The 14,034-nt window shown below is 50.5% G+C and carries 7 protein-coding genes; all 7 read right to left on the reverse strand.

Going from position 1 to position 14,034, the window contains the following annotated elements; all coding sequences use genetic code 11:
- Window positions 1–52 precede the first annotated feature (52 nt).
- The 7 genes from ACN0YR_RS00175 to ACN0YR_RS00205 all read right to left on the reverse strand — a co-directional run bounded on the left by ACN0YR_RS00175 (window position 53) and on the right by ACN0YR_RS00205 (window position 14,023).
- Complete coding sequence (locus ACN0YR_RS00175; protein ID WP_417847176.1) at window positions 53–997, reverse strand: SIMPL domain-containing protein; 945 nt, start codon at window positions 995–997, stop codon at window positions 53–55.
- A 73-nt stretch (window positions 998–1,070) separates the two neighbouring features.
- Entirely contained in the window at window positions 1,071–4,394 is a 3,324-nt protein-coding gene (locus ACN0YR_RS00180; RefSeq protein WP_417847177.1) for a HEAT repeat domain-containing protein, read from the reverse strand.
- Window positions 4,387–5,718 (reverse strand): multiheme c-type cytochrome, encoded by a 1,332-nt coding sequence (locus ACN0YR_RS00185; protein WP_417847178.1) that lies wholly within the window; start codon window positions 5,716–5,718, stop codon window positions 4,387–4,389. Before ACN0YR_RS00185 ends, ACN0YR_RS00180 begins: the two co-directional genes overlap by 8 nt.
- Window positions 5,702–6,442 (reverse strand): DUF4159 domain-containing protein, encoded by a 741-nt coding sequence (locus ACN0YR_RS00190; RefSeq protein ID WP_417847179.1) that lies wholly within the window; start codon window positions 6,440–6,442, stop codon window positions 5,702–5,704. The genes ACN0YR_RS00185 and ACN0YR_RS00190 overlap by 17 nt, the downstream gene beginning before the upstream one ends.
- Before the next feature lie 59 nt (window positions 6,443–6,501).
- Window positions 6,502–9,408, reverse strand: coding sequence for a hypothetical protein (locus ACN0YR_RS00195; protein WP_417847180.1), 2,907 nt, complete (start codon window positions 9,406–9,408; stop codon window positions 6,502–6,504).
- Between the two features lie 113 nt (window positions 9,409–9,521).
- Window positions 9,522–11,843 carry a hypothetical protein gene (locus ACN0YR_RS00200; protein ID WP_417847181.1) on the reverse strand — a complete coding sequence of 774 codons (2,322 nt, stop codon included), beginning with the start codon at window positions 11,841–11,843 and terminating at the stop codon, window positions 9,522–9,524.
- Window positions 11,844–11,914: 71 nt separating this feature from the next.
- Window positions 11,915–14,023 carry a vWA domain-containing protein gene (locus ACN0YR_RS00205; protein WP_417847182.1) on the reverse strand — a complete coding sequence of 703 codons (2,109 nt, stop codon included), beginning with the start codon at window positions 14,021–14,023 and terminating at the stop codon, window positions 11,915–11,917.
- Window positions 14,024–14,034: the final 11 nt, after the last annotated feature.

The raw sequence follows: 14,034 nt of genomic DNA on the forward strand, positions 1-14,034 counted from the left end.
ATCGAATTGATTCCGAGAGCTCTTTGTTTGGTCGCCGTAACAATTCGTCTCTCTACTCTTCGATGTTGTAGCCAGCAGTCACTTCAATGGAAATGGTCAGCTCACCCGCTTCAGTTCCGTAAGCGAGAGGTGTTTCCCGATCAACTTCCTGTTCTGCTTGAAACGCTTGCAATCCCTGAAAGCTCGATACCGCTCCGTAGCCGTACCCTCCTGAGTATTCAAATCCTAGATCGAACTCTCCTCCCAATCGGAGTTCCTGAATTACTCCTAATTTTACCCCTGCCGACGTCGCGAGCAGACTCGCCTGCTTCTTGGCGCGAGAGACGGCGCTTTTGAGTGCGTTTTCGTAGTCTTCTTTTTTGACGGTGCTGTAGAAGAAGAACTCAGGGCCATCCTCGTCTTCACCGCCTGATGAATAGCGTCCAAACATCTGAGCCTCCTCCAGCAGTTCCTGTTCTTCTGGAGAGAGTTGTGATTTGTCATCATCCTTGGCGAGATTCGCATCGCGGACTTGCTTTTGAATCGTGAACGATTTCACAAGCAGATCTTGATCAGAGAGACCAGACAAATCCCATTCCGCTGACAGCCTCGAGCTCACAATGATCAGCGTGTCAACGCCCTTTTCATCGTCCGATCTACCGGCTCGACCCAGGCTTTCCGCGAGTTGTGCCCGCATTTGCTCATGCTGCAACGATTTCTGAGTGTCAATCTTTGGTGATGTGTTGTGGAGAGTTTCTTCTATTGCTCCCAAGGCCTTGATCTGAATTTTGGCAGCTTCAATTCGATCTTGAAGTGCTTTGACAGCCTTGTCGATTTCCGAGCCACGGCTGGACAAGTCGATAGAGAGTCGCATCCGTTCCGGCCTGACTTTGAGAGTCGCCTTCCCGGTTCCAGTGATCGTACCCGACGTGTCGGGTTCACCGATTTGAGCCGAGCAGGGAGAAGTAAGATAGGCAAAACTACCAAGCAGACAGAGTATCAGTGAAAGTGGTTTCATGTGATTGGCCTTGTGGAAATCGATGATCTCAGCGTGAGCTTCTTTTCAATGTCGATGTCTTAGTGTCGATGCTTTACTGCAGAGTTTCAGCTCCGTGTGTATCACGAATCTCTTTTCTAAGTTGCAAGACTTCAGGACCGGTCATAATCCGGATTGTCCAATAGAACTCTTTAATGCTTGGTTCGGAATATTCCTGACTTTGAATCTGAGTGTAGATCTGTTCGAGAATTGAGAAATATTGAGGATCGTTCACGCGAGCTAATGCGCGATACAGTAATCGGCGATATCTTTCATCTTGTGTGTTCCCTTCCCAGACGGCGATGAGCGCGGGTAAATAAGCTGTTTCACCCAGTAGTGTCTGGAAGTATCCGACTTGTGCCAAGACCTGCGGGTTCGAACTCTCTGTGAACTTTTCTAATTGTTCGAGACTAAGTTCCTCAGGAGCTTCCGGGACGATTGGTTTTGGCTCCTCATAAGAATAGTCATCGTCATCGGTATTGTAGGAGTAGATCACAACCCCACCACTCAGGGAGGCAACTCCATCTTTTTCGAGTGCCAGATAAGCGAGAGCCGTCTCAGCAAACAATTCCTCTTCGGATTCCAGTAAACTGTACGATCGCTTCCGGGCAGCGTTCCTTCCTTCAGACCAGAGTAACACTTTCAGTGCTTGCTGCCGCAATTCGGTTGACTGCTCATTATCATCAAAGATCGTTTCAGCCAAGGTCGCAGCCATTTTCGGATCGGCGGCGACTTCGAGTTGAAGAGCGGCAAGTTGTTGCCACTTTGAGCCTTCAGATACGATTTTCTTCATCGCATCGTGAAAGACTTTCAGTTCTGAAGCTGAGGCTTCGTTGAGATTGTACTTACTCGCAGAAAAGTATTCGTTGAGAAAAATCAGGTGCATTGAATTAACCAAATGCCCGTCGGCGGTGGGAGTTTCGAGTAAGTTCCAGAGCAATTGAGTTGCTCGCAGATCGACCCCTTGAGCTAATTGTGTGGCGATTACGATAATTTCATCTTGAGATGTTGCCACTTTCAGAAGTTCATTCGTCAGGGACTCTTTTTCTGCCCACAACAGCCCCGGGAAGAGATTTGAAATTTGCTCCGCATAATGTCTTTGTTCCGCAAACTTCAGGAGAATTTTCATCGCATCTTCATCGCCAAGAAGAGCGAGAAATCGAGCGGCAGCCAAGCGCTCGTGTGGACTGTTAGAATTGAGTAACTCATGCACAGGGACTGAGAGATTGTAGATCCATTCTTCTAATGCCTTGTCGTTTCGAATCCGCAGAAGTTCTTCGTCCTGAGCGGAACCACTTTGATCGGCAGCAACAGAGTCTTTCTCTGAAGTTTCTTTTTTTGACTTCGAGCCGTTTAACAATCTCAAGGCATTCGCAATGAATCCGCTCGTTTGCGGTTCACTGTGACTCCCCAGATTGTGACTTTCAAGGTTTGTTGTCGAGTTCAACTTCAATTGAATATCTTGCAGTGTGAAGCGAAAAAGTGCTTCAAGTGCCGAAATTCGTACTGCCTGCTCCTCGTCTTCCAAAGCCGAAAAGGCTTCCCCTTCGGCTCCCGATTCAAGATGGAAAATTAGTCCTGAGATGGCTGCGGACCGCACAACCGGATCTTCGTGAGTGCAAAAATCTTTGAGGTGCATTTGCAATCGATATCGATAAGCTGAATTCCGGACAAGCATGTTGATCACTTCAGCTGCCAGGTCCGGGTGCCGATGAACGGTTTCGATTAATTCGTCCAATGCCTCATTGGTGCTTAGTATGTTAAGCCCGGCAACAGCCCGGCTGACGACGAATCCATCCTCATCTCGAAGCCGTTCACGGAACGCATCTTGAATCGTTAAGACATCGACTTGTTTCCTGACTTCACTTTTCTGAACGAGCCGTGTCACCGCATCGACCGCATCCGCACGGACTCTCCAACTGACATGGTGAAACAATGGAGTCAAAGCTTCGACCGCGGAGCGATTGTTGATCTCTCGCAGGAACCGGATGGCATGCACGATTAAATCTGGATCGGTTTCTTCTGCGACATATTCTGCGATTTTAGTGACCAGTGCTGAGCTTGGCTCTTCAGCCAGCTGTTTCAGCACAGCAGCACGGACATTCGGATCGGGGTCTTGCAGGAGTTTCGCAAGCGCACCGTTCGCGCTTTTCCCGCTCACACGCTGAAGCGTACGAATTGCAACTTCACGAACTAACGGAGACGAGTCTGCAAAAAGCGCAAGCAAGAGCTCTTCGTCTTCATGTGTTGCCATTTTGGCGAACTCATCAACAGCTTGAATCTTTTCATCAAAGTCTGATGAAGCCATCCGCTCCAAACCACCCGGCCATGTGAGTACCCGCTCTCCGGTGGCTGCCAATCGATAACGTGCTGCTGTGAGTCTTTCTGTGTCGACGGGATCATCTGTTGAGAGAAGGGCTTCTTTCAGAAACGGGAGCACACCATTCCCCATGCGGGAAAGTTGCTCTCGCATCGAAGCTGCAGCTGCCGCATCAACAGTCACCATCAGTCGCAGCAGACGCTCCGCTTCAACAATTTCGACAGGTGTCAGACCATCGTTTGCTTGATTCGCTCCGCTGCTTTGGTCTTCCAACCAGGTGTTGAGTTTCGCCAACCGACTTTCATTCACGGACTCTGGGATCCAAGGATCGATTTGATCGACAGGCGCCTTCCAGGCGGAGAGCAACTCAAGTGAAGAGAGTCGTTCCGAAAGTGTTCCATCTCTCAGCTTGGCGACCACATGTGCCGCTGCAATCTCCGGAAATGGGACAAGTCTCGTGATGGCAGCTTCTCGAAGAGCCGCATCCCGTTTCCCGAACTCACGGACGATACGCACAACTGCAATTGCACTTGGTGTTCCTCGCTGAGTTAAGTCTCCTAAATAGGTTTGCGCAGCTGAGTCGTAATGATCTGAGAGCCAGCTGGCGAGTTCCTCCGCAGGAATCACACCGTGCAAAGAGGCCACAACTCGGCCATCGGGAGTGAGCAATCTGAGTGCTGGAATTGAACTCATGTTCAATTCACGAGCAGCCTGCTCCTCTTGTTCCACGTCCAGATAGACGGGAACCCACCGCTCCAACTCTGATTGAACTGAGGGGGCTGCCAGTTCCTTTTTCAAGAGATGACACGGCTCACACCAGTCAGCTCCGCCAATGACAAGAATTGGGGCTCGATGAATCCGGGTCTTCTCCTTGGCAGCTGTCACTGTTGGAAGCCAGGTGACGAGATGCTCTTCGCTTGTGATTTCGTCGACTTTTCCTGCGAGATCTTTCTCCAGACGCTCGTTGAGATCCTGACCGAGTACCTGATGCACAGTCGAGAACACCAGTAGGAAACCCATCGTGACAGCCAGCAATATTGGGATTCGTTGACTACTCATGAGCAATTTTCTCCCAGTAAGATTCGTACTGAAACTTGGGACTGTTTTCAGGGTCATGGCATCGTAAACATTGGGCCTGTGCATCGAAGGTCGTAGGTCGACTGGAGTTCTGTGAATGTTCTCTGGATGGGCCATGGCAACTTTCGCAGCCAACGTTGACTCGCTCTGCCGAAAGCTTTGCAGAAACAAAACCGCCCTCCCAACCATAGCCCGTTGTGTGACATTGCTGGCAGTATGAATCGACGTGTGCCCCTTCTGCGACAAGCCGTTCCCATGCATGTGCATGTCCTGTTTGATCCCAATGGTCACAGGTTTCAGTGTGGCATTCCCGGCATGCTTGAGTTCCAGCAACCTGGTCGGAGTGAGTGATTGGCCAGCGTTCATTTGATAGCAGACCACTCTCGCTGGCATGGAAGTCTTTTTGCGCAAGGATTTCCCTGAAGACTTTCAGGTTTTTTTCTTGTAAGGATTCATCTGCGAAATCTGGTGACATCTCGACAACTTTTGCAGTCAGGGACCGTTTCACTCCTGACTGGAAGTCGAGTTCCGCCAGGAATTTCCCTTTGTTAGTTGCTGAGGTGACTAAGACGGGGCCAATCATTTGGGGAGAGAGTGATTGCTGAGTTGGTCCGCCGATAATGGCGTGTGCTTCTGGCAGCGTGGTCGCTAACCCGCGCAGTTCTCCTTCGTTGAGATACGCCAACACGATGAGCCAGTCATACTTTTCGCTGACCGTTTCCAGCATCTTGAAGATCGCATCTGCGGGGTCACTGACCATGAGTTTTAGACCTGAGTACCGTGGCGAAACGACTCCTGTGACTAAGACAGTCCCTTCATTACCTTGATACAAGCGATAAGCCGGGAAAATTAATTCTCCTTGGAAATCAAGGACATTGGCTGACACAAATGGGACTTGTAGTGACTCGGAAAGTGAATCCAAGGTCTCCTTTCCGAAGTTGATTTCAGCAGCACCCAGGTTATGTGCATGAATCCCCATCAGTCGCTCGCCCTTCAAAACCGACCGGAATTTTTCTAGCTGGTACGGAGCGGTTCCATCAGCTGCCCCTCCGACATCGACGAAGATCACGTCATTCTGTTTCCGCAGATTTTCAAGGTAGCTCCCTCGTCTTAACAGTCCCCCGGATTGATTGGATGTGCACCCACACGGCATGATCCATCCTTGTGTGTCTCCACTCGCAACCAGCTTGAATCTTTTTTCGGCAGGTTCAGTATGCACACCTTCATCGTCGTCCCCGGCTTGTGGACATCCACACAGCAGAAGCATCGTTGAAAGGAACAGAAACCGTTTAGAAAAGGAGGGCATACGCAAGGATGTTGACGTTCACTTGGATCGCGTTGGTGATTTCGTTTCCTCCACAACAGCAACAGCCTTGTGCGTGTGAAGTATCGTTGAGTCCATCTTCAGAGTAGATCACAGCCAGTCGTCCGTTGAGCGAAATGCCTTCGAGAGGTTTTGGCGTTCCATGTTTGGCCTGAAGATGATCAATTTTGTAAACGGTATTGAAGATCATGTGATCCATGCCGACGGTTTGAATTGGGCTCTTCTCAAACAGGTTTGATATTTCCCGTCGGAAGGAACGGTTCCACTCTTTTGATGAGCAGCCAGCAGAGGCTAAAAGGAATCCTCCCCGAGAGAGATATTGGCGAAGATTTTCGCGTTCGGCATCTGTGAGATTGAACGCGCCTTCTCCGGTCATGATGACAAGTGGGAAATTGAAAACTTCATCTGAAGCAAGTTTCACGGCGTGAAATCGACGACTGGTCGAGATTGTGGAATCTCGCTCGGCTGACGAGAGGAAGTGGTCTGAAAAACATTGGCTGCTTTTCACGCCGGCATAAATCAAATTCGCCACTTGAACCGTACTTTGTGCCTCGCCCCCTGATTGAAGTGGATCTGGAACGACTGGAGCGTCTTTCCCTGGAAGAGCGATCGCTTTCTCTTTTGATGGTGTTTCAGAATCATCCGCGAACGCAGGAACGCACATGAAATTGCAGAAGAGCAGGAGTGTGAGTACTCGAGTTGTCATTATCTTTCTCCTTGGAAAGTATTGAAACGCGACGAAGTGAGCGGGAGAGAAGTCCTGTCTCACTCTTCGAGTTCCTCTGCCAGTTTTTGTAAATAACGTCCCGCTTGTCGTTGATACCTGAGCGGTACGCCCCATTCCGCTCCGCCATAAGCGGGACTGGATTGAGACGTTTCAAATCCGGAACCATCATCTCCATTTTCTTTGGACATCATCCCCGGGACTGTGGCCGTCGGGTTGTTGGAATCAGACATTCCGGATCGGGACTCAGTCGGATCCATCAACGGATTCCCGCCGTACATGCCGACATTGTCGAGCGTATCCATCGCAGAACTCTCTCCTCCTGATCCACCTTGACCACCTTCGCGGCCTTGGTTTTTCCCCATGCCTTGAGTGAGTTGCTCCAACGTATTTTGCAGTGATTTTCCTAAACCGGGATGGAAGCCAGGCAGAGCGTCACCCGCCTCGTTTCCCATTTGTTGTGACTTCGAAAGAAATTTCTCCAATTTCTCAGCCGCATCTTCTGCTTTTTCATGCCCCTTTGATCCTGAAAACTGACCCATCCCGTCTTCCGCATCGACCATGGATTCTGTCGCTCCAGAGTCTCGCACTTGTTGGACAAAATCACGCGCAGTCTCTCTCAAGTTATCCAACCGCTCATCATCATCCAGTGCCTCTGCGTGTTCTTCGATTTTATCCAGCAAGTCGGAGAGTTTGTTCCGTAAACCTCGCTGCTCTTCTTCAAGTTCCCGTAAACGTGCCTTTTTGGCGGGGTCATCATGGCCTTCGTAATTTTTCAACGCGGAGAGTCGTTCGGCGAGTTGCCGCTGGCGCTGCACAATTTGCTGAAACGCTTTCTCGTCTTGCTTCAGCGGCTGCACCTGGTTCAGCATTTCAAGAGGCTTCATACGTTCTTCGTCGTGTTTTTGCTGTTCGTTTTGAAGAATTTCCCCCTGCTTCTTGAGAAGTTCCTGCATCTCCTCTTTCGTGAGATTCTCATTTTCCGCAGCTTTCTCGGCTTCTTCACCCAGCTTCCGTAGCATCTCTGCCATCTCTTGAAGTTGTGGAGACAGCTTCTGGTCGACATCAAACGGCAGGTTTTGTTCACTGAGCTTCTCCATCATCTCCGCTTCTTTTTTCATCTCCTCGCCGAGTTGTTTGAGCTGGTCTCTCAGTTCGTCCGCAAGTGGCGAATCCTCTGGGAGATCGTTGAGTTTCTCAGTCAGTTCACGAATTTGCTCAGACAGATTCTCTAACCGTCGGCCCGCCTGCTGGTATTTGTTCATCAGCATTTGCATCCCTGCTCGTTGCTGCTGCATGCGATTGAGGTCCTGCTCTGCAACGATGCGAATTGTCACGATTGAAGATTCGGTCCCTTTTCCAACTCCCGGTTCCATTCCATTGGGATCGTTGTCTTCGATTCTGGCAAAGAGTTTGACAACATCTCCCGGTTGCAATCCATAAGATGCGAACGGCAACATGTTTTGGACCTGAGCTCGACGCGGGACTCCTTCAGGGAGCGGAATTGAGGTTGGGAGGAACCGTGAATCGTTGAGGCTCCGAAAGAGTTCACATTTTTGAAGCCCGTAATCATCTTCGGCTGAAATAATTACTGGGAGCATGACGGTGGGTGATGCAAATGAAACAGCTTGCGGCTGAATGAGTCGAACGAGCGGATGTTGATCTTCGAGAATCTGAATTAGATAGTGATCGTTTTCCAGAGAGTCCTGTCCTTCCTCGTCTGTCACCTTAATTTTTAGAGCACCCGCCCGTGCAAGTCGAAATGTCCCGGTGACTTGTCTGGGGTCTTCCAGCGCCGTCATGGCAACCGTTTCTTCTTGATCGTAAATCAGATTCAATGCACCACCAGAGAGCGGTCGATTGCTGGTGACCGTCACTTGGACTTGCGTCTTTGGAAGACCTAAAATCCCATCGGGCGGCATCTTTCCACGCGATGGGCCTAACCCTGTGTAAATCGGTGGGGTGATCTCGACTTCGATGTTGCGAATTTGCGGAACCGTTTTGACTTCCACCTGATATGAACGGCTACGCGCACGGCGTACTCGCAAGAAATAGTCAAACGGGTCAGTGACGTTCGCGATCGATGCATGCCAAATCCCTTCGTGATCAGGAAACATTGGGAGGACATCAATCGGCTGCGCTTCTTCTACTGATCTCGATCGCTCTTTCAAGGGAGGAATCAGGACCAGTTCGACCGAGTCGACACCTGGTCCGTAAACTTCAGCAGTGAGGTCCAGGGTTTCGCTGTAGATGACTTCGGTCGCTTCTGGAGTGACAATAAACTGATACTGCGACCAAGCTGGTTGATCTCCATAAGGCAGCACAAAACGGACCAGTTCTGTTTTTGCCATTCGTGGCAGAAGAACGACCAGAATGAGGACGAAAAGAAACAGCCCCAACATGCTCAATGCTGATTGCAACAGCGGTTTTGCAGGGACGGCTTCTTCTTCCGAGACCCGAAGCGCTTTTCGACTCGCTTGTTGGACAGCTAACTCCGCGAGACCGGCGCTGACGGTGTCAACAACTTTTTTCTGGCGACCAGACACCCACAGATCGAGCCCCGTCAGAATTTCTCCCCCCGTATTTGCAACCTGATCCAATCGTGTTGCAACGAAAGCATGACTCGAACGACGCCGCGTTTGCAGGAACGTTTTCACTATTAAAGTGAACATCACACAGAAAGATGTGATCCAAGCCAGAATGCGAAGAAATGGTGGCAAGTCCAAGATGACATCGATCCACATCCACGATAGCAAGACGACGAAAAATCCAAAGATTCCCCAAATCAAGCCGGAGGAATTCCCGATGAGTTTCATTCGCTGCTGGACGCGATCGAGTGTTCGTCGCAGCGATGGAGTCGAAACACGCACGCTCGGTCCGGGCCGTCGTTGCGGTTTGCGAGCAGGCTTCGGTTTTGCCGTTTCTTCTTTCGGCGTATCGTTGTTCATCGTCCACTCATCTTTTTGTGGATCAAATTGTTGCCCAAACTACATCTCTACCTAGGCTCTCGTCGGTCTCCCCCCTCTCAAAAAAGCGGGCGATGACGAGAATTGAATCTATTTTAAACGAGTCCGCTCGACCTTCTGAGTGCCCAACTGCAACTCCATATTACCAAAATTCCACACAGAACCCACCACCGATCCCAGGCACTGACCCGTCGATACTGAACAGGACGACTTTCCTGTAAATGCTGTTTGAATTTCTCTCCGAGATCGCCGAGGTCGTCTGCTTTAACAACCATTCCGTCACTCAACTCTGCAATGCGACTCATTAAGTCAGGTCTGGCAGCTGTTTCAAGTTTTTCTCGCATATCGGGGCGGACATCGAATGAGACCTTTCTTGTTCCGGGAAGGCTCTCGGAATCACCTGTCAGTGTCAGCTCATAATGCCCGGATTCAGGCTTCCCCAAAAAGACCTGGTACACGCCCGGTTCACTTCCAACTGGAATTGGCAACGCAGATTGTAAGAGCTCTCCGTTTTCGTTTCTTAGTTCCACATTCGGTAAGGGAGTGGAGTCGCCATCCTCTCGTTTCAGAACAACAGCTGAGACCGCTTCTCCTTCGGTGTAGGTGACACGATCCATTTGTAAGGAGACCTTCTCGCCGGGGAGAAGGCCGCCACTGGACAGAACCCAGCGAATCAGACTTTGCCAAAGAGTCCCGTACACAGGGTCGTGCTCCTGGTACTCCGGGGATAAGAAGGCCCATCGCCACATACCTGCACCTTCGATGACGACGACTTTTCCAGTTCCGTACGGTTGGTAAGTGAGGACTGGTGTCGTTGTCGACTGGTCTCCGCGACCGAGAACGACAGCCAACGGTTTGATCGATTCTGTAGTACTGGTGGTCGAAAGAGAGGGGAGTTTCGAAAGGGTGTCTCCGCCGCCTAGTCGCAGCCAACTCAAATCGTCCCCTCGCTCGGTCACTTGCACACGAAATCGAGACTCATCCTGACCAGCACGACGCCCCCACCGCAACGGGAGAAGCCGCGAAAGCTGTCGATTTGGTTCTGCGACGGGGGAACCACGGTAGCAGACCAGTGACCCGCCATCTTCAGAAAGCCAGGTGCGAATATTTTCGATCGCTTCGTCCGAAAGGTAAGTTTCCGCTTCGCGTCCCAAGAACAGTATCTGATAATCTCGCAGCTTCTCTAAATTCAATAGAATCGATTTTTCATCAGTGACGAGTTCAGTCGTCTCGGTTCTTTCGAAGACTCTATTCGTCGGAGAGTTTTTTTGCTCAGCTTGCCCGGCCTGTTCAGTTGTTGCGGTTTTCTCGTTGGGTGGGGGGGAATCTTCATCTTCTTTGAGTTCAAGTCGACGCCACAATGACCGGTCTGATGTAATCCTGACTAAGCAATCGAGTTCCAGCGATGGATCATCAGTCAACATGCGCAACAGGAACTTCGCATCCCAATACGGTTTCCCTTCCAGCACGAGAGCTTTTACCGGTTCATCAACAACCCGAACCTGAAATGTCGTCGAGTTGTTCGCAGTGGTTGCTTCACCCGGTAGAGATTTGACTTTAACTTGATACTGAAATAACCCGACCTCTTCAGGAGTGATCAGGAATGAAACCGGAGTCGTCGTTCGTGGTTCAATCCTCACTTCTCGGTTCGAGATGACTTCACCATCCGATTCGAGAACGACCGTGACACGATCACCGATGAGTCCATGCTGGTCGATCTCTACAGTAATCGGAACTGATTGCCCGACGAACACCAACTCTTGTGATCGTGGAACATGAACTTCGATGTCTCGGACTGTTGTTTGTCCTCCGATTGTTGTTGCGTAAATCGGCGCATCCCATGATCGTGACAGACTGGCCGCTTCCAACACCTGATTGGAATCGCCCGATGCGTTGTGAACTCCATCGCTAATAAGTAGGATCGCTTGCCCTTGCGGTCGGTCACTCACCAAAGAATCGAGGATTGGCGCGGATAGATTCGTCCGTGAACCGGAAGGAGTGAAACCTTCGAGTTCTTCGACTGTCGTTGGGCGAACCTCATCGGCGAATCGCTGAATACGGATGTCAAATGTCGATTTCAGTTTTCCCGCGACAGTTTCCACCAGCCGATTTGCGTCGCTGAAACGAGTGGAATTCCCATCGCCATCGACAGTCAACATACTCTCCGATTGATCAACCAGTATTGTGAGCAGTGGTTTCCCTGCAGGAGGCGGGAGCGCTTCCAGCCAGATTGGATTGAGCAAAACTGTGAGGACTAAAATGATCCCGAGTGCGCCCAGAAAAGAGATAATGCTCCAGATTGGAAGCGGACAAGTGCTTGGTCTTTTCCAGACGTACCAGCTCCATAACCCGATCGACATAATTGCCAGAGTGACCCAGGCAACAGGTGCGAGCAGCGGTTCAAAGGAAAGAGACATTTGGAATAGGAGTTCAGGATTAAAAATAAGAATACGAAAGGTTTATAGTTGAATAGAAAATCGCTTCGATGCTATGTCCGGAAAATTTTTAGTGTGAAAAGTTCTCCCATCATGCAAAATAGTGAACCAGCAGCGAGCCAGACCCAGAAGGTGTCTTGTTCCTCGTTTGTTAATGATGAGCCTGCTTGATATGTCAATTGCCGTCCGCCGGAGAGACGCTCTTTGAAAACGTTTCCCGGAATCATTCGCAAGTCTGATTCAACCGCCGGAATCGATGTGGCGATGGCAGCGACAGTTTTCTTTTCTAAGAGAACCTGATACACACCGGGGGGGCCCGCTTTAGGAACTTCCCAGGCGATGCCAGTTGGTGTAGCGTTCAATTTTCCGCGTATCTCTGGATCGGAAATTTCACTCCCATCGGGGCCGATAAGTTGTAAGTCTTCGATTCGTTCCTCACCGACAGAGAGTGTGAGTGTGAACGGCTCACCGCAAGAAAATGTCTGTTTGATCTGTTGACCGCTTGCCAGTTCTTCCGAAATTAACTCGCCGATGAGCGGTACAAGAATTGGCGTCCGGGCCAGATTGGAACGTTCCAGATCAACATTGAGCACTGCAAGCTTTCCTCTTCCTGTCGATGTGATCGTCAAGAACGCTGACTGATCACTCAACGTTCCTCGGATATCTTCCTTCAGACCATCGGGAAGTGGACGTGAAATTAATCCACCTTCGAACTGCAGTGACTTCAGGGCGGCTGCGAGTTCGTCACCAAAGGCTGAGAAGGGGGAATGTCGTCGGTCCACATCGGTGAGAAACCTTCGACTACCACTCCGATCGCTGGATAATGGAGCAAACTCCACAGGCATTCGTGCTGTCGACCCCAACGCATCTGCAAGATCCTTCAAGTTAGAGGCGTCAAGTGGATCGGAAGCAACATAGAGAAGACTTACGCCCCGTTGAACCATAGCTGCCAGTACGGCAATCGTTTGCCGTGATAATCTTCCGGGACGGACAAGCAGGACGACATCGGATGAGCGCAAGAGGTCCACGTCAGGATCAGCGGCGTCGACCCAGTTTGAACTCTGTAACGTCGATGCGACTCCGGTCGCTTCGACGGAACGTTCCAGAAAATATGCGGAGGATGCAACTTTGTTTCGTTCTTCCCGTGTCAGGTAAGAAACACGTGGTTGAGGATGGACCTCTGTCGCAATGGCCCGGATGTCGTCGTTCGGCAAGGCATCGTTTTGACCGACAATTTTCGCTTCTCCAATTTGCCAGCCACTTCCTGGAGTTGGAACCCGACCGCCCAAAGTCGACTTCGCACGGGCCGGGACATGACCTTCAAACGGAATCACAACACTCCCCAGAGAAAGTTCAACTCGTGTGTGACGCGGAGTATTGGAATGGTTTGCGACCTCGACGGTGAATTGTGTTTCTTGACCCGTTTGAACACGTCCACCGGGAGAAACGTTCAAGATGGCAAGATTGGGGACATCTTTATCACTGGTTACGGTATTGAGTTGAATGTCACACTCTTGAGGAAGAACCGAGAAGTCCGCGGAAGTCCAGTTGGCTCTCTGGAAATCAGAGTAAATGATCAACTCGATTTTGGCCCCTGCTCCTGACTGAGACAGCATTTCACCGGCGAGATTGAGTGCGGGTTGGACGCGAAGTTGCTCTGGCCGGACGGTTGATTTTTGTAAGGCCTCTCGGAGAGCACGTAGGTTGGTTGTCGGGCCTGCAAAGACTGGAGAAGGACTGGCAGCTGCGAGTAACAGGTTGGCCTTCATGGAGTTCTGAAACTTGACCGAATCCAGCGCAAGTGGTCGTGCCCGTTCGAAGTGGGCGATTCCTCCACTGCGAGCTGCCATGCTTTGGCTGCAATCGAGAAGAACAACTCGAACGATATTCGCAGGCGATTCGTCGGTGGCTGCGACGACCTTCTGATTCATCAATGGACGGGCAATTGCAAAAGCCAGCAATAGAATTGCAGCTGTTCTCAATAGTAGAACGAGAATGTCACGGAGCCGGTATTTCGCTCGACGCTGTTGAACTGCGCCGCGAATAAATCTTAATGTCGAGACCGGCAGACGCACAGGTCGAGGGCGCGTCAACCAGTGAATCAGCACTGGCAAACCAGCTGCAAAGATTCCAATAAAAATTGCCCAGGGATGTGTAAACATAAGTTCAAAGT

It is taken from the genome of Thalassoglobus sp. (assembly GCF_048270125.1).
In the GTDB taxonomy this organism is placed as follows: domain Bacteria; phylum Planctomycetota; class Planctomycetia; order Planctomycetales; family Planctomycetaceae; genus Thalassoglobus.

Coding starts and splice junctions, on each gene's coding strand:
- ACN0YR_RS00175 (WP_417847176.1), bottom strand. CDS start 997: ATGAAACCACTTTCACTGATACTCTGTCTGCTTGGTAGTTTTGCCTAT.
- ACN0YR_RS00180 (WP_417847177.1), bottom strand. CDS start 4,394: ATGAGTAGTCAACGAATCCCAATATTGCTGGCTGTCACGATGGGTTTC.
- ACN0YR_RS00185 (WP_417847178.1), bottom strand. CDS start 5,718: ATGCCCTCCTTTTCTAAACGGTTTCTGTTCCTTTCAACGATGCTTCTG.
- ACN0YR_RS00190 (WP_417847179.1), bottom strand. CDS start 6,442: ATGACAACTCGAGTACTCACACTCCTGCTCTTCTGCAATTTCATGTGC.
- ACN0YR_RS00195 (WP_417847180.1), bottom strand. CDS start 9,408: ATGAACAACGATACGCCGAAAGAAGAAACGGCAAAACCGAAGCCTGCT.
- ACN0YR_RS00200 (WP_417847181.1), bottom strand. CDS start 11,843: ATGTCTCTTTCCTTTGAACCGCTGCTCGCACCTGTTGCCTGGGTCACT.
- ACN0YR_RS00205 (WP_417847182.1), bottom strand. CDS start 14,023: ATGTTTACACATCCCTGGGCAATTTTTATTGGAATCTTTGCAGCTGGT.